This window comes from Planktothrix tepida PCC 9214 (genome assembly GCF_900009145.1).
GTDB lineage: Bacteria > Cyanobacteriota > Cyanobacteriia > Cyanobacteriales > Microcoleaceae > Planktothrix > Planktothrix tepida.
The window spans coordinates 188,661-206,715 of sequence record NZ_LN889764.1 but is presented as its reverse complement, the minus strand read 5'-3'; the positions used below and the strand labels follow the sequence as shown (position 1 = coordinate 206,715).

The 18,055-nt window shown below is 39.3% G+C and carries 8 protein-coding genes; 6 read left to right on the top strand and 2 right to left on the bottom strand.

What is annotated here, in order from left to right; genetic code table 11:
- The first annotated feature begins 4 nt into the window (after positions 1–4).
- From gyrA to PL9214_RS31065, 6 genes are all read left to right on the top strand, one after another.
- Positions 5–2,638: a DNA topoisomerase (ATP-hydrolyzing) subunit A gene (gene gyrA, locus PL9214_RS02145; protein ID WP_072717196.1), complete on the top strand. Its 2,634-nt coding sequence runs from the start codon at positions 5–7 to the stop codon at positions 2,636–2,638.
- Between the two features lie 174 nt (positions 2,639–2,812).
- The gene (gene lnt, locus PL9214_RS02140; protein WP_072717195.1) at positions 2,813–4,429 is read left to right on the top strand and encodes an apolipoprotein N-acyltransferase; all 1,617 of its coding nucleotides are present in this window, start codon (positions 2,813–2,815) and stop codon (positions 4,427–4,429) included.
- A 128-nt stretch (positions 4,430–4,557) separates the two neighbouring features.
- A complete protein-coding gene (locus tag PL9214_RS02135; protein ID WP_072717194.1) occupies positions 4,558–5,679 on the top strand; it encodes a hybrid sensor histidine kinase/response regulator in 1,122 nt (373 codons plus the stop codon).
- A 4-nt stretch (positions 5,680–5,683) separates the two neighbouring features.
- Positions 5,684–10,831: a PAS domain S-box protein gene (locus PL9214_RS02130; RefSeq protein ID WP_072717193.1), complete on the top strand. Its 5,148-nt coding sequence runs from the start codon at positions 5,684–5,686 to the stop codon at positions 10,829–10,831.
- A gap of 3 nt (positions 10,832–10,834) precedes the next feature.
- Positions 10,835–11,848 carry an ABC transporter substrate-binding protein gene (locus PL9214_RS02125; protein WP_072717192.1) on the top strand — a complete coding sequence of 338 codons (1,014 nt, stop codon included), beginning with the start codon at positions 10,835–10,837 and terminating at the stop codon, positions 11,846–11,848.
- Complete coding sequence (locus tag PL9214_RS31065; RefSeq protein WP_072717191.1) at positions 11,845–13,584, top strand: ATP-binding protein; 1,740 nt, start codon at positions 11,845–11,847, stop codon at positions 13,582–13,584. The genes PL9214_RS02125 and PL9214_RS31065 overlap by 4 nt, the downstream gene beginning before the upstream one ends.
- Here PL9214_RS31065 and PL9214_RS02115 read toward each other — a convergent pair.
- Both PL9214_RS02115 and PL9214_RS02110 read right to left on the bottom strand, forming a co-directional pair.
- On the bottom strand, positions 13,547–16,354 hold the full coding sequence (locus tag PL9214_RS02115; protein WP_083579852.1) for a beta strand repeat-containing protein: 2,808 nt from the start codon (positions 16,352–16,354) through the stop codon (positions 13,547–13,549). The genes PL9214_RS31065 and PL9214_RS02115 overlap by 38 nt on opposite strands.
- 57 nt (positions 16,355–16,411) lie before the next feature.
- Positions 16,412–17,941: an ATP-binding protein gene (locus tag PL9214_RS02110; RefSeq protein ID WP_083579851.1), complete on the bottom strand. Its 1,530-nt coding sequence runs from the start codon at positions 17,939–17,941 to the stop codon at positions 16,412–16,414.
- Positions 17,942–18,055: the final 114 nt, after the last annotated feature.

Below are 18,055 nucleotides of genomic sequence, written 5' to 3'. Positions count from 1 at the left end.
AGGTATGAGTACCTCTGAGTCGAGAATTATCCCGACGGATCTGAGAAATGAAATGCAGCAATCTTACCTCGAATACGCCATGAGCGTAATTGTAGGGCGGGCGCTGCCAGATGCGCGGGATGGTTTGAAACCCGTTCATCGACGGATTTTATACGCCATGAACGAACTGGGCTTAACCCCTGATCGACCCTTCCGTAAATGCGCCCGTGTGGTGGGGGAGGTACTCGGTAAATATCACCCTCATGGGGATGTCGCCGTTTATGATGCCTTAGTGCGGATGGCGCAGGATTTTTCCATGCGATCGCCGTTAATTAACGGTCATGGGAACTTCGGATCAGTTGATAACGATCCCCCGGCTGCCATGCGGTACACCGAATGTCGTTTGCAAGCCTTAACGACTGATTCCCTCCTACGAGATATTGACGCAGAAACCGTTGAATTTGGCGATAACTTCGATGGTTCTCAACAAGAACCGTTAGTTTTACCCGCACGAATTCCCCAATTATTATTAAATGGATCGTCAGGAATTGCGGTGGGAATGGCAACCAATATTCCCCCACACAATTTAGGGGAATTAGTTGATGGTTTAGTAGCATTAATTCATAATCCTGAGATTACCATTGCTGAATTAATGCGTCATATTCCGGGGCCAGATTTTCCCACGGGGGCGCAAATTTTAGGGACATCGGGAATTAAAGAAGCCTATACCGATGGTCGGGGTTCGATTACCATGCGTGGGGTTGCTACCATTGAAACCATCGAACATCGCGGACGACCCGATCGAGATGCGATTATTATTACGCAACTGCCTTATCAAACCAATAAAGCAGCAATGATTGAACGGATTGCAGAAATGGTCAATGATAAGAAATTAGAGGGAATTTCTGATATCCGGGATGAAAGCGATCGCGATGGAATGCGAATCGTGATTGAACTCAAACGAGATGCTTATGCCCGTGTAGTTCTCAATAACCTCTACAAACAAACGCCCTTACAAACCAATTTTGGGGCTAATATGTTGGCGTTAGTTAATAGTCGCCCGGAAATTCTTAACCTCAAACGATTTTTAGAAGTATTCCTACAATTCCGGGAACAAACGATTCGCAGACGCACGGAATATGAACTCAGGAAAGCCCAAGAACGAGATCATCTTTTACAGGGATTATTAATTGCTTTAGACAATTTAGATGCCATTATTGCCTTAATTCGTCACGCGGCTGATATTCCCATCGCCAAGCAAGAATTAATGACCAACTATGGTTTATCTGAACAACAAGCCGATGCAATTTTACAAATGCAATTGCGACGGTTAACCGCTTTAGAAGCTCAAAAAATTGACCAAGAACACCAAGAACTGCAAATTAAAATTGCTGATTTGTACGATATTTTAGCGCGAAGAGAACGAATCTTAGAAATTGTTGAACAGGAAGCCCTAGAACTGAAACAAAAGTTCAATACCCCTCGGCGGACTGTGATTGAACATACTGAAGGGGAGTTAGATGAAACCGATTTAATTGCCAATGAAAAAGCCTTAATTCTGTTAACAGAACAAGGTTATATGAAACGAATGCCTGTAAATACGTTTACCGCCCAAAGTCGAGCAACAAAAGGTAAACAAGGCACAAAAATGAAAGAAGATGATGAAGTTCAACACTTTATCACTTGTTGCGATCATGATACTGTCTTATTCTTTAGCGAACGGGGTGTTGTTTATAGTATCAAAGCGTATCAAATCCCCGTTGCTTCCCGCACCGCGCGAGGAGTTCCCATCGTTCAAATGTTACCCATTCCCAAGGAAGAACGAATTACATCCATTGTTCACGTTAGCGAATTTAGCGATGATGAATACTTGGTGATGTTAACCAAAGGAGGTTTTATTAAGAAAACCCAATTATCCGCCTTTAGTAATATTCGGACTAATGGTTTAATTGCCATTTCCTTAGAAGAAGGAGATGAATTACGCTGGGTAAGACGGGCAAAAGTTGAAGATGGAATTATTATTGGTTCCCGTTATGGCATGGCAATTCATTTTAAAGCCAATGATAAACAATTGCGACCGTTAGGACGGGCAACCCGAGGCGTTAAAGCCATGAAATTGAAAGGAGATGATAGCTTAATTAGCATGGATATTTTGCCCAGTGCGATTATTTCTAATTTGGCGGAAGCCGAAGGTGAAGAACCAGAAACCGATGAAGAATTAACGGCAATAGCAACAGAAACCACCGAGGAAAATGAAACCGAAACCGAAGTTGTAACGGAGGGAACTGCTCAAGGATTATCCGTTTTAGTCATCACCGCTAGTGGTTATGGAAAAAGGGTTCCAGTGTCTCAATTCCGCTTACAAAATCGGGCAGGGAAAGGCATTATTGCCACTAAGTTTAAACCCCATGCCAAAAAAGATGAAGTTGTCGCCTTAAAAGTCGTCGATGAAACTGAGGAGTTAATGCTAATTAGTAGTCGCGGAATTATTATTCGTCAAGTGGTGAATGCCATTCCCCTTCAGTCTCGCAGTGCTACAGGGGTTCGAGTTCAGCGCTTATACGAAGAAGATTCAATTGCGGCGGTTGCCATTGTTCCAGCCTCTGGAGAAGATGCGGAAGCGACATCCACTGCTGAAGAATCTGGAGAAGAAGAGTAAATCGGGTTGATTTTTACCCGGAATTACCCCCCTAAGCCCCTAGAGACGTGCCAATAGCAAGTGCGGCATGGCTTCGCCCAGGCGCGTCTCTACAGTAGACAAATGCAGAGCAAACATTTAAGGATTTCATATTAAAAGTATTTTTGAGGTGTTCACGCTTCACGACAATTTGTTATGAACAGACGGGAAATTATTCAACGTTTATTATTAACAGCAATAGGTGGGGTTTTAATGGGGTTAGCCACAGAACCTTGGGGGCTTTGGGGGTTCGCTTGGGTGGCATTAGTTCCCCTTTGGGTCAATTGTCTTACTATTGCTAAAATCCCCGCAGAGACGCGCTCTGTCTCGCCTCTACAGATGTTAAACGGGTTAAAACTTCCGTTAATATTCGCGTTAATTTGGGGAATTGGTTATTACGGAATTGCTTTATTTTGGATTACTGGAATTCACCCCATGACTTGGTTAGGAATTCCTGGGTTAGCGAGTTTAGCAATTGCTTTATTTTGTTGGAGTTTTATTACCCTTTGGGGAACAGCTTTAGTGATGGTTTGGACAGGATTATTTTTAATTTTATCTGCTGTAGAGACGCGCCATGGTGCATCTCTACATTCGGCAATTTTCCTGGCTTTAACACGGGTTTTAATTGGAACAGCCTTATGGTGTGGATTAGAATCTTTGTGGAGTTCCGGGGCGTTATGGTGGTCTTCGTTATCTTATACTCAAAGTTTCGGAAATTTAATCATTTTACATTTAGGTCAAATTTCTGGCCCCACAACAGTTACAGCTATTTTGTTAATCGTGAATGGATTAATCGCAGAAGGATTAATATTTGATCAGAATCAAAAAACCGTTAAATTATTAATTTTAGCGTTAATATTTTTTATCAGTTCTCATATTTTGGGGTTAATATTATATAGTCGCCCTTTGAATAATAACCCCGAACAAGCTTTAAAAGTGGGAATTATTCAAGGCAATATTCCCAATGAAATTAAATTAAATCCGGTAGGCTTTTTGCAAGCTTTACAAGGTTATACCACTGGATATATTACCTTAGCGAATCAAGGCGTAGACCTTGTATTAACCCCCGAAACAGCCCTACCTTTTTTTTGGACTGACCCCATTCAGCGACACAATAGTTCTTTTTATCAAGCCATTTTAAAGGAAAAAGTTCCGGCTTTAGTTGGCAGTTTTGCTTTAAAAGAAGAAGGATATACCAATAGTTTATTTTCGATTAATCAGGACGGAAAAATTATCAGCGAATATGATAAAATCAATTTAGTTCCGTTAGGAGAGTTTATCCCATTTAGTGAAATTTTAGGACAATTTATTCGACGATTATCTCCGTTAGAAGCCACTTTAATTCACGGGAAACCGGGTCAAACGTTTCAAACCCCTTTCGGTCAAGCAACGGTAGGAATTTGTTATGATTCCGCATTTGCAAGCCATTTTCGCAACCAAACGGCTCAAGGAGGAGAATTTATCCTGACCGCATCCAATGATGCCCACTATTCCTCAACTATGTTAGCTCAACATCATGCCCTTGATGTGATGCGTGCCATTGAAAATGATCGCTGGACAATTCGAGCCACCAATACAGGATATTCAGCCGTTGTTGATCCTCATGGTAGAACTCTCTGGCTTTCCCATCACAATACTTATGAACTGTATGCTGATATAATTTATCGTTATCAGACTCAAACCCTCTATGTGCGTTGGGGAAATTGGCTTATGCCTGTATTATTAATAATAGGGATAACTGTATTTTTTATAAAAATCGATCTTTTCTCCTAAATTTTATCACAACGTCTGAAGAATTTAAGGTCATACAGATATCTCTAAAAAATAAGCGGTGAGAAGTTTTCTTCCCCCGATTAAACTTCAAATTGCGTTAAATTTTTATTGAAAATTAACGAATAGCCATGATCAAGTCGGACTCAATTCTGATTGTGGATGATGAACCGGATGTCTTTGACGTTCTCGAAGGAATTCTATTTCGAGAGGGATATCAATTACATTATGCCTCCAGTGGATTTGAGGTGTTTAAATTTTTAGAATGGGGTAAACCTGATTTAATCTTATTAGATGTGATGATGCCTGATTCTGATGGGATGGATATCTGTCGCCAAATTAAACAAATTCCTGAATGTAATCCGATTCCCATTATTATGATTACGGCACTCAATTCTAAAGAAACTTTAGCACAATGTTTAGAAGCTGGGGCAGAGGATTTTATTGGAAAACCGGTGAGTGCGCTGGAAGTTAGAGCGAGAGTTCGTTCCATGCTGCGACTCAAAAAACAGCACGATGAGTTAGAAAAATCCCATCAAAAATTAGAACACTTATTGCAATTACGCGAAGATATGGCTTATGCTGTCATTCATGATCTAAGGAATCCAGTGGTGGCGATTACATTAGCTTGTGAACTGTTGATGCTCACGGATTTAACAGAAAAACAATCTCAAAAAGTAGAGCAAATTGCCATTTCAGGAAAACATTTAAACAACCTGATTAATTCTTTATTGTTAATGGCAAAGCTAGAATCCGGTAAAGCACTGCTGAATCCTCAACTGGTAAATCTCTCGGCTATGGTTCAAGAGGTTGTCAATGAATTTGAAACTCAAACGATTAAAAAGAAAATTAACTTAACGGCTACTATTCCCGAAGCAAAACGGTTAGTAATGGCTGATCCAGATTTAATTAAACGGGTACTTGAAAATTTACTGAATAATGCGATTAAATTCTCCCCAACCAACAGTTGGGTTTCAATGGAAGTTGAATATCCTCCCGATGCTAATATCGTTAAAGTTTATATTCGAGATTCGGGAAGGGGGGTGAAAGATGAACTCAAGCAAAGTATTTTTCAAAAATATGAGATTGGTCAACGTTTTGAAGGCGTTAATCAAACCGGATTAGGATTAGCCTTTTGTAAAATGGTGATTGATGCTCATCAAGGTTGCCTTTCCCTGACAGATAATCAACCCCAAGGCTCAATTTTTACCTTGGAATTAAACACCGAATATCACTCCCTTCTTAATTCTTAATTCTATGTCTAGCGATTCCGATAGCCTTTTTATTTTACCTCTACAAAAAGCCATTATTCCCAACCCTCTGACGGTGAAACCACAGACTAGATTAATAGATGCGATCGCCCTCCTCAACCAATCTCAAACAACTTGTTCCTTAACGTTTCATTCCTTGGGGTTGAATTCTGCACATACCTGTTTAATTGTGATTGAAAATAACCGACCTGTGGGAATATTAACTCATCGAGATATTGTTCGCTTGATTGCTCAAAAAGTTAAGATTGAAAATTTCAGTGTTGGCGAAGTGATGACTCAACCTGTGATTACTCTCGAACAAAGTAAATTGACCCATCTGAATGCAACTTTAAACTTATTACAACACCATCAAATCCGTCATTTACCTTTAGTAGATTCTGAGGGAAAATTAGTCGGTTTACTCACCCATCGAGATCTAAGACATTCCCTAGAACCAACGGATTTATTAAAACTCAGAATTATTGAAGAGGTAATGACAACAACTGTTGTGCAAGCACCGACGACAACTTCTTTATTAGAACTAGCTGAATTAATGAGTGCTGCTCTGGTGAGTTGTATTGTTTTAGTTGAGGAAAAAATCTGTAATGAAGAATCCTTAAATATTCCTGTTGGTTTATTGACAGAAGGAGATATTCTCAGGTTTCAAGCCTTGGGTTTAAATTGGAATTTAGAAGCTCAAGTTGTCATGAGTTTCCCCGTTTTTTGCCTCCACCCCCATGATAGTTTATTAGCGGCTCATGTGTTGATGCAGCAACGCTATATTAATCGAATCCCAATTGTAGGCGATCGCGGTGAACTGGTTGGGATTATTACGCCCAGCAGTATTTTAAAAGCGATTAACCCCCTTGATTTATTACAGATGGTTGAGGTTTTAAATCAGAAAGTTAATCAATTAGAAGCGGATAAACTTCAGTTACTCCAAAGTCAAAATACCAAACTAGAAGAGAAAATTCACAAACGCACAGAAGCGTTAAGAATTGCCAATCAAAAATTGCAAAGCGAGATCAAAAACCGGAGTTTAATTGAAGCTAAAATTGCTTTTCAAGCTTCTTTGTTAGATCAAGTCAGAAATGCCATTATTGCCACAGATTTCCAGGGAAAAATTATCTATTGGAATCAATATGCTGAAATGTTATATCAGTGGAAAAAGGAAGAAGCTCTGGGAAATAATATTATTAATTTTTTTATTCCTGTAGATTATAAAAATTTAGCCGAAGAAATTGTTAAAGAAGTTCAAAATCAAGGATACTGGGAAGGAGAATTTACCATTTCCCGCAAAGATGGTAGCACATTGCCTATTCATGTTTTTGATACGTTAATTCGAGATCAAGCGGGAAATCCAATCGGTTTAATCGGGATTAGTTTTGATATTAGTGAACGCAAAGAAGCGGAACAGAAATTACAGCAGCAGGTACAACGGGAACGACTATTCTACCAAACGGCACTCCATATTCGTCAATCGTTGAAGTTAACCAATATTCTGAATAATGCCGTGGTTGATATTCGTGCCATTCTCAATTGTGATCGGGTTTTAGTGTATCAATTTGATGCGGAATGGAATGGCACCATTGTAGCGGAATCTATTGCTGAAGGTTTAACGTCTAGCTTAGGAATTTATTTAGAAGATACTTGTTTTAAAACCGGAAAAATTTCACCTTACTTTCAGGGTAAAAAAAGCTTAATCAACAATATTGAAACCGCTAAAATAACAGAATGCCATAAACACCTTTTAGAGCAATTTAATGTTAAAGCAAATCTCGTTGTTCCCATTTTAATTCCCGATAAAAATCGAGAAAACGAAACTGTGATTTGGGGGTTATTAATTGCTCATCAATGTTTTTCCCCTCGGAATTGGTATCCAACCGAATTAGAATTATTAGATGAAATTGCCGTTCAACTGTCTCTAGGAATTCAACAATCTCAGTTATATCAAGCGGTGCAAACGGAACTAGAAGAACGCCAGAAAGTCGAACAAGAATTAAGACTTTTAAATCAAGAATTAGAAACCCGAATTCTGGATCGAACCGCTAAATTAGAACGTCAAGAACGCAAATCTCGTTTATTTGCAGAAATCGCTTTAAAAATTCGTCAATCTTTAGATATCGACCAAATTTTACAAACCACTGTCACCGAAGTTCAAAAGATTTTAGGTTGTGATCGTCTCTTAATTTATCGGGTGTTTTCTAATGGCACAGGACGGGCGATCGCAGAAAGTGTATTACCCGGATGGCGTTCTGTTTTGAGTGTTGATTTTCCTGAAGAAGTTTTTCCCCCCGAATATCAACAATTGTATGATCATGGAACGGTAAAAGCAATTGCTGATATTCATCAAACCTATCAAGAGGTAACACCGTGTTTAGTTGAATTTTTGCAGGAATGGTGTGTTAAAGCAAAACTGATTGTTCCGATTTTAAAAAATCATTATTTGTGGGGATTTATGATTGCCCATCAGTGTACTTGCCCGCGACAATGGACAGAATTTGAAATCGAACTGATGCGCGAAATTGTCGATCAAGTGGGTGTGGCATTAGAACAAGCTCAATTAGTAGAAACCATTCGAGAACGAGAACAATTTATTGAAAGTATTGCTGATAGTAGTCCGAATATTTTATATATTTATGATTTAGAAGAAAAACGCAGTATTTATAATAGTCGATCCTTAACTCCCATTCTAGGATATACTCCCCTAGACATTTCGGCAATGGGTGATCATTTCTTAAGGATTTTTCATCCTGATGATCAAAAAGCGGTGTGCAAACATCTTCAAAAAACAGCCCAACTCAATGATCGAGAGGTGAGTTATATTGAATATCGAATTCAGCATCAGAATGGGGAATGGCTGTGGTTTTCTAGTCATGCAACTGTTTTTAAACGAGATCAACAAGGTAAGGCTCAACAGATTTTAGGGGTTGCTCAAAATATAACTGACCGTAAACAAACTGAATTAGATTTATATGAAAGTAATCAAATTTTAGAAGCCATTAGCCATGCTCAAGCTCAATTTATTACCAATGGAGACTCCTATCTTCTGTTGGAAAATTTGCTATCTTCAATCTTAACATTAACCCAAAGTGAGTATGGGTTTATGGCAGAAGTCTTCTCTGGCCTTAATGGAGAAAGTTATCTCGAAGAATATTATCTGAAAAAACAAGGAAATCCCCATTTAGAAATCCATCCCATGACTCATAATATGTGCAGCCTAGACTTTAACTGTATTGAGGAGGAGACAAAACAAGCTGAATATTTTAATATAAAAGCCTTTTTTTGTACCGTCATTTTAGCGGGAAAGCCCGTTATGATTAATCATTCAATTCTAAGCACCACAAGACACCCAGAACGTTTACCCGACGAAAATCATCTGACTCTAAATAGTTTCTTAGGTCTACCCTTTTATACCCATAAGGAATTATTGGGTGTGGTGGCGATCGCAAATCGACCCGGAGGGTATGACCAAGAACTGATTGATTATTTACAGCCTTTCTTAGCAACTTGTAGTAATATTATTGAAGCTGATCGAACTGAACGCTTACATAAACAAGCTGAAGACAATTTAAAACGACAATTAGCAGCAGTAGAAGCTTCTATTGATGGGATTTCAATTCTTAAAAATGAAGAATATATTTATCTTAATAATGCTCACTTAAAGCTTTTTGGTTATCGTCATCCTGATGAATTATTAGGGAAAAGTTGGCGAGTTCTTTACACCCCCGATGTAGTCGAATGGTTTGAAAATCAGGTCTTGCCAATTTTAACCCAACAAAAATTTTGGCGGGGAGAAACCATTGCTTTAAGAAAAGATGGCACAACCTTTAATCAAGAAGTGTCCTTAACACTGACAGAGGACGGAGATTATATTTGTGTTTGTCAAGATATTAGTGAACGCCAAGCGGCTCTCCGGGAACGGAAAAATGCCGAAATTCAACTGCGACGAACCAATGAACAATTGGCGATCGCAAACGCTCAACTTGCTCGTGCATCGCGTCTTAAAGATGAATTTCTAGCCAATATGAGTCATGAACTCCGAACTCCGCTCAACTCAATTTTAGGAATGTCAGAAGTTTTGCAAGAAGGAACCTTTGGGGTATTAAATGATAAACAAAATCAAGCTTTAGAAATGATTTACCGCAACGGTAAACACTTACTAGAACTGATTAATGATATTCTCGATCTCTCTAAAATTGAAGCTGGAAAATTAGGCTTAGACTGTTCTCCAGTGTCCGTTAATGAACTTTGTCAACACAGTTTAAGCTTTGTTAAACAACAAGCCCATCAAAAAAATATTCGCCTCAGTTATCAAATTGAAGATGTAACAGAAGCCCTCAATGTTGATGAACGACGAATCCGTCAGGTGTTAATTAATTTACTCAATAATGCCGTAAAATTTACCCCCGAAGGGGGACGGGTGAGACTGGAAGTTCGAGGAGATCTTGACGAACAAACAGTGAGTTTTTCTGTGATTGATAATGGTATTGGTATTGGTCAGGATGATCAAGATCAATTGTTTGAAGCCTTTGTTCAAATTGATAGTCGTTTATCTCGACGTTATGAAGGAACAGGTTTAGGATTAGTTTTAGTTAAAAAACTCGTCGAAATGCACGGGGGGACGGTGAAGATTGACAGCCAATTAGGACAGGGAAGTTGTTTTACGGTGACACTGCCTTGGACTCGTGTATCGTGGAGAGAAACACCCCGATTAACACCCAGCGAACCGTTAGATCGCTTACCCTTTTCTGGGATATCTTCTCATGGATTAAAACGTCCTTTAATTCTGCTGGCTGAAGATAATTCTGATAATATTCAAACCCTACTCAATTATTTACAAGCCAAAGGATTTGATGTGGAAATAGCCTTCAATGGAATTGAAGCCATTCAAAAAGCTCGGAGTTTGCAACCGCAAGTGATTTTGATGGATATTTCCATGCCAGAAATGGATGGTTTAGAAGCGATGCGCCAAATTCGGCTTGATCCTAAACTCACAACCCTTCCCATTATTGCATTAACAGCTTTAGCTATGCAGGGAGATCGAGAACAATGTTTAGCCGCAGGGGCGAATGAATATCTTCCTAAACCTGTACAACTGCGACAGTTAGTTCAGTTAATTCAGAGTCTGATCCATGATTATCACAGGAATTAATTCATGAATTATCACAATATTCACCTGGGAAAAACTCGAAAGCAAATCTATTTCTTTTTAATCGGGATTTTGCTTTGTCTGGGTTTGGGAATCTTAGCCAGTTGTTTTCAACAATCTACAACCCCTCTATTAGTGGGGATCAATGATTGGCCAGGTTTTGCCCCTTTATATTTAGGCAAACAGTTAGGTTACTATCAAAATAGTTCGATTAAAATTGTAGATTATCCTTCCACAACAGAAATTAATCGCGCCATTCGCAGTGGGAATTTACAAGCAGGAGCAATTAGTCTTGATGAAACATTACTATTAGCCGAAACTTTTCCTCAAATTCGGGTGATTCTGTTAGTTGATTTATCCAATGGTGCAGATGTTATCCTGGGAAAACCGCAGTTAAATACCTTATCGGACATTAAAGGAAAAAAGGTCGGGGTAGAAAATACAGCATTAGGGGCTTATATGTTAAGTCGGGCACTTGATCAAGTGGGACTTTCAGTGCAAGATATTAAAATTGTTTCTTTAGGGTATTCGGAACATGAAGATGCCTTTAAACAGGGTGAAATTGATGCCGTTGTTACCTTTGAACCCACTCGTTCTAAATTAATCGAAACCGGAGCGAACGTTTTATTTGACAGTAGTAAAATTCCGGGTGAAATCGTGGATGTGTTGGTGGTGCGTCAAGATATTATAGAAACACATTCAAAAGATTTAGAACAGTTAATTCGAGGTTGGTTTATGGCTTTAGATTATCTGAAACAACAACCGGAGAGTGCTGCTCAAATCATGGCAGAACGGGGAGGAATTACACCGAAAGAATTTTTATCTTCTCTGAAACTCCTAAAATTCTTTACTCCCGTTGAAAATCAAAACCTTCTTTCCCAAACTGATCCAAGTTTGGTGAAGGCATCCCAAAAATTGTCTAAATTAATGCAGGAAAAAAAACTGCTCAACTCAGATATCCAATTTTCGTCTTTATTGGATCAGCGTTTTGTGACTCAATTTTATAAATCTAATCCATGAAACGTTTGGCTTTTACTATCCCTCTGCGAGTCGCTATTCCTAGTTTATTACTCTTTTTGGGTAGTGGACTGGGTTTATATGGGTTCATGACAGAGGTAAAAGAAACCTATGAATATCAGGAAACTGAAATTTATCAGCAGGCGGATTTTTATAGTGAAAAAACCGTGCAATTATTAGAATTTATCTTACGCCGATCTACCAGTTCCAGTAGCAGTTTAGATGGGGCAAAAATAGTTGTTGGGGAAACAGGGGAACAACCGAATTTAGAATTATCGGCATTTCTGAATGAAAATAATATTATTATCTTTTCCACTCACTACGATTTACAAAAACAAGCTATAAAAGATACTGATTTAGCTTATCTTTACCCGAAAATTCAAGAGGTTCAACAAACCCAAATGCAACAAAAGATTTGGTCGGCTGATCGACAATCTTTAAAAGTGATTACTCCCGTTACGCTACCTCCAAAGCCGAATGAATTGCGGTCGAGATTTGGAACTTTTTTATCTATTTATGACTTAAATCAACTCAAAAAAGAAGCTTTTCAAGATGCTTTAAATCGCTCTCTAAAAATGAATGCTGTAGTCTTAGGAATTTGTTTTTTAGTTTGGTTATTTTTTGAATTGAGTTTAACGAAACGAGTCTCGCGGTTAGTCTTAGTGAGTCAGAATTTAGCTCAGGGAAATTTAAGTGATCGCAGTCGTTTACCCGGATCTGATGAATTAGCAAAAATTTCTCATGCTTTTGATAAAATGGCTGAAAAAATCGAACAGGATACCTATGATTTACAACAATCTAAACTCGAATTACAAGAAAAAGCCACCGCATTAGAAACGGCTTTAACGCAATTAAAACAAACTCAAACTCAATTATTACAAAGTGAAAAAATGTCTAGTTTAGGACAACTCGTTGCGGGAATTGCCCATGAAATTAATAACCCGGTTAGTTTTATTTTTGGAAATATTACTTATGCTGAAGAATATACCGATAGTTTACTCGATTTAATTGCTCTCTATCAACAATATTATCCCCAACCTTACCCCGAAATTCAAGCCAAATTAGAGGATTTAGAGCTAGACTTTCTGGAAACTGACCTTAAAAAAATCTTCCAGTCAATGCGAGTTGGAAGTCAAAGAATTGCTGATATTGTTCAATCCTTACGTTCATTTTCTCGGTTAGATGAATCCGATCTTAAAACCGTTGATTTGCATGAAAATATTGATAATACCTTGATGATTTTAAAACATCGTCTCAAGGCACAATCTTCTCGCCCAGAAATTAAAGTCGTTAAAAATTATGGCAATATTCCCTTAATTAACTGTTATGCGGGTCAACTTAATCAAGTATTTATGAATATTTTAATTAATGCCATTGATGCGTTAGGCTCGGTTCAAGACAATGAGTTTTGTAAAGTCCGAACCTCAACGTCTCCTCAAATTTTAATTCAGACTGAAACCCTGATTGACTCCGAACACAAAACCTGGGTACAAATTGAAATTTCGGATAACGGTTTGGGAATGTCTGAAACCGTGCGAAACCGAATTTTTGAACCCTTTTTTACGACGAAACCCGTTGGTCAAGGAACCGGAATGGGATTAGCCATTAGTTATCAAATTGTGGTGGAAAAGCATCAAGGTCAACTGTTGTGTACCTCTCAACTTGGAGAGGGGAGTACCTTTGTGATCACCTTACCGTTATCTACAATGTCGAACACTGAGGCGGTAACACACCTGTAGGCTGTGGTGTCCCTTGGGGGGGATTCGTGACTAATTCTATCGCTCCATCCGCCCTGACAATCCATCCTTGGGCTTCTTGAATGGGTGGGTTAGGGGTTGTTTTTACAGCCCCCCGTAGAGACGCGCCAATAGTCCCCGGTAGAGACGCGCCATGGCGCGTCTCTACGAGATTAATCCAATTTATGAAAGTCGGTTCAGAGGTTAACGCATCATTGGGACTTGGTGGTAAACCTCCCCGTCCGGTAATCACAAATTGATTCCCTTCCTTTCCTGAACATCGCGTTGCAATTAAGGTGGTGGGGTCAACTAAATTGGTCGGTAACTCCACTAACCCCGCGCTGGGGTCAACTTCTGGACTACTAATTTCCACCGCCCCGCTAAACTCGGCCCCTAACTCACTGGTGGCGGTAATATCACTTTGGGGGGTTTGGAATTCTCGAAATTGTGTCCCGAAAACCCCTTGAGCATTAATTCTCACCTGTCCGCCTTTTCCTGCTTCCGCATTCGCCGTAATATCACTATTTTCTAAAGCGACTAAATCGGAAGTACCCAGGGTAATATTTCCCCCGTCAGCGTTTCCAGCATTGGTGGTAATTTGACTCCCCCGCCGCAATTCAACGCTTTGCGCTGTGGCGCGAATATTTCCCCCCGTACCCGCAACCGTTGCAGCACTGATGGTTCCTTCATTATCCAATCGAACTTGATTCGCTTGAATTTCTAAGTTACCCGCCGGCCCTTCATTGGTTCCTCGCACCCCAATTTCCGCTCCATTTCGCACCGTTAACCGTCCGGTATTAATCCGCAAATCCCCCGCACTTCCAGCCCCACTGGTATTAGACTCAATGGAACTCGGCACAATGCCATCGCCAATGATTCCAAAGGAAACGGATTCAACGGATTTATCAATATTAGTGCCAAATCCAACAACATCAATGGATTCCGAGGCATTTAAGGTTAAATTTCCCGCCGACCCTTCTCCTCCGGTTGCTGCCGAAATTTGGGCACCATCCTGTACCACTAATCGTTGGGTATTAACGGTTAAATCTCCCGCCGGGGCGGTTCCTTTTTGTCCCTGGACAGTTAATAGGGAAGAAGAAGTTAATAACCCGCTCAAAAACCGTCCATCCTCCGACACCCCCCGCAGGTTGACAGACTCGGCATTTACCGTTAAATTGCCGCCTTTGCCAGCCCCCGCCGCCGATGCAGACACTTGCGCCCCCTCTGCAACGGTGAGTTGACGGGTATTAACGAGGATATCCCCAGCGGCTCCGGTTCCCAAGGTGGCGGTAAATAACCCCGCCGGGACGGCGACACCGGATGTCACCCCCCGGAGTTCTACGGTATCCGCATTCAGGGTAATATCGCCTCCTTGACCTGCTCCTGAACGTCCTGGACTGGTGATAATATATCCATCTTGCAGAACCCGCAATTGAGGCGTAACGATATTAATATTTCCGGCACTTCCTGAACCAATGGTTCCGGTAATTAGAATGGAACCTTGGGTAATATCCGCGAACCTAGAGGCGAAGAGGGAAATATTTCCCCCGGAACCTTTGCCCAAGGTTGGGGTTAGAATAGCCGCCCCATTCATGACTTGCAATTGGGCCGTATCCAGGGTAACGTTTCCTCCAGTTCCTTCACCTGCCGTGACGCTAAAAATCCCATCATAGAGACTTTGGGGATTAAACTTTTCGGTTAATAATTGTTCCAGAAACGATAGGGGGTCAGTTCCCACTAAATTAATGGAATTTTTAGCCGTAATATTAATATTGCCTGCATTGCCTGTGCCGATGGTTGATGAAGAGATAAACGCCCGATTATCTAAACTAAATTGTTCCGCTTGAATTTTAATACCCCCTCCATTAAGAGCATCATAGGTGTTAGAAAGAATCCGGGAACCATCGGTTAAAGAAATGTCTCCCCCTTGCATAACAATTAACCCTCCTCCGGCTCCACTGCTATCAATTTGACTTTGGCGGAAGAGTCGAATTGAACCTAATTGAAAATCAGGGGACGTAAAGACATAATTTGCAGGTTGTAAAGACCAAGTGCCATTTTTTAAGGCAGCTAATTCAATTTTACCGCCAAAAGCCGTGAGATTTCCTTGATTTAAAATGACATCTCCACCGATTAAACGAATAGTCTGACCGGGTTGAACTTGTAATCCTGTATTGGCAGCTTTTCCATCAATACCAATGCCTAACCCTTGGGATTGATTAGTGATAGAACCCGGTTGATTTCCCATCTGTAACCCAATGGGAACATTAACGGTTAATAAAGGCGGTGCTACGGGATTTGTGGCGCTAAATTCGCTGCCATTATCAAAAATAATACTATTGGCGGTACTGGCTGTAAAAGAACCCCCAATATTGAGTTGAGCGTTAGGGCTGAATAAAATTCCATTGGGATTAATTAAGAATAAATTGGCGGTTCCATTGGCTTGAATTAAGCCTTGGATATTGGAAATATTATGTCCTGTGACGCGACTAATAATATTTTGAATATCAACGGAATTATTGAAAAAAGCGGCACCACCTTCAGGAATTGAAAACTCTTGGAAACTATGAAATAAATTGATTCCGTTTTGGGTTCCCCCTTCAATTTTCATCAGATTACCATCGGGGGTAACTCTGGTATTTTGAGGTAAGGTTTGATCGGGTATGATTTGGGCGATCGCTTTTTGAACATTCCCAGCATAAATCAAAGAAAATGTCAATAAAATTAATCGTATTTTGGGCAAAAATTTATAATTTTTAAGATGATTATTCATATTTAATCCCTTGAATTAGGTTGTAAAACTTTTAGGGTTTAGCTGTTACCAGAATGATTAAGACAAAGGCTGATGCTCAAACCGAAATCGTGAACTTTTTTCCTCTGTATTCCCGGCTATATTCTTGGGAGTTGGTAGTTCCTGAGTCATAGGAATTTCAATAATAAATTCTGTTCCTTCTCCTGGGGTGGAAATACAGCGTAAACTTCCGTTATGTTTTTCTACTACAATATGTTGACTAATCGATAAACCAATTCCTGTGCCTTTTCCAACGGGTTTTGTGGTAAAGAAAGGTTCAAATAAATGATGAATAATATCCTCTGCCATTCCCCCGGCATTATCCCGAATGGTAATCGAAATATTATGATCATTAATAATATCGGTTTTAATCCAAATTTTATTCGGATTAACTTTAAGTTCTTCTAAATTTTTGTGTTGACTATTTTCTTCAATGGCATCAATGGCATTGGCTAGAATATTCATAAAAACTTGATTCATTTCTCCCCCGTAACATTCGACTAAAGGCAAAGCAGGACTATATTCTTTAATCACGCGAATGGCAGGATGATCCGGTTTAGATTTTAAGCGATTTTGTAAAATCATTAAGGTGTTATCAATTCCTTCATGAAGATTAATCGCTTTCATTTTTGATCCATCCTGACGGGCAAAACTGCGTAAACTTAAAACAATTTCTCGAATACGTTCTGCTCCCACTTGCATCGATTCTAACATTTTGGGCAAATCTTCCAAAATAAAATCTAATTCCACAGCTTCCGCTTCTTCTTGAATGGTAGGATTAGGTTGCGGATAATACTGTTGATACAGTTCAAAAATCTTTAAAATATCATCAATATATTCTTGAACATAGGCTAAATTTCCATAAATAAAATTAACCGGATTATTAATTTCATGGGCAATTTCTGCTAACATTTGCCCTAATGCTGACATTTTTTCGCTATTTACCAACTGATTTTGAATAACTTTAATTTGACTTAAAGATTCATATAAAGCCGTTTTAGCTTTTTGGGATTCTGTAATTTCTTGTTTTAATTTGTCCTGAGCTTCAGCCAATTCTTGACAATAAAATTCAACTTTTACCTCTAATTTATTATTAATTTCTTTTAACTCCAGATTCTCCTGGGTTTGGCAGACTAATTCTTCTTCTAATAATTCATAGGTTTTTAGGATGGCTTTTCGCTCTTTAGCCATTTTACAATAGCTTTTGAGTTTCAGAAATAACTCATCTTTTTCTATATAGGTGGAGAGATAATCAATAATTCCTAAACTTAATGCTTTTTTAAAACAGTCTTTGTCGGGATTGTCTGTAATCCAAATAATGGGAATATGTTGAGTTGCATCAGATATATTTAACTGTTCACACAACCGCAATTGTTTTTCATCTAGCTTGTCAACGGCGATAAAAATCAAATCGGGGAGAGAAAATATCACTGAATTTAGATCTGCTTCCACCGGATTTAAAAACAATAAATTAACCTCTTCTAGGCTGAACAAATTCAATACAGCCTGAAGGTCTAGGGAGTGATTATCAATAATTAAAACAGTGGTTAAGTCAGACTTGTTCATCATTTCTTGTCCCCCAATGGATAGGCAAACTTCACAATTGATTGCCTTTGATACATAACTTAAAGATGGGCGTGGACAACGAACAGTTTCAAAAAAGGTATAATTTATCGTTTCTTT

Excerpts from the sequence above, each read along its gene's own strand:
- PL9214_RS02110 (WP_083579851.1), bottom strand. The coding sequence starts at position 17,941 with ATGATGAACAAGTCTGACTTAACCACTGTTTTAATTATTGATAATCAC.
- PL9214_RS31065 (WP_072717191.1), top strand. The coding sequence starts at position 11,845 with ATGAAACGTTTGGCTTTTACTATCCCTCTGCGAGTCGCTATTCCTAGT.
- PL9214_RS02125 (WP_072717192.1), top strand. The coding sequence starts at position 10,835 with ATGAATTATCACAATATTCACCTGGGAAAAACTCGAAAGCAAATCTAT.
- PL9214_RS02135 (WP_072717194.1), top strand. The coding sequence starts at position 4,558 with ATGATCAAGTCGGACTCAATTCTGATTGTGGATGATGAACCGGATGTC.
- gyrA (WP_072717196.1), top strand. The coding sequence starts at position 5 with ATGAGTACCTCTGAGTCGAGAATTATCCCGACGGATCTGAGAAATGAA.
- lnt (WP_072717195.1), top strand. The coding sequence starts at position 2,813 with ATGAACAGACGGGAAATTATTCAACGTTTATTATTAACAGCAATAGGT.
- PL9214_RS02115 (WP_083579852.1), bottom strand. The coding sequence starts at position 16,354 with ATGAATAATCATCTTAAAAATTATAAATTTTTGCCCAAAATACGATTA.
- PL9214_RS02130 (WP_072717193.1), top strand. The coding sequence starts at position 5,684 with ATGTCTAGCGATTCCGATAGCCTTTTTATTTTACCTCTACAAAAAGCC.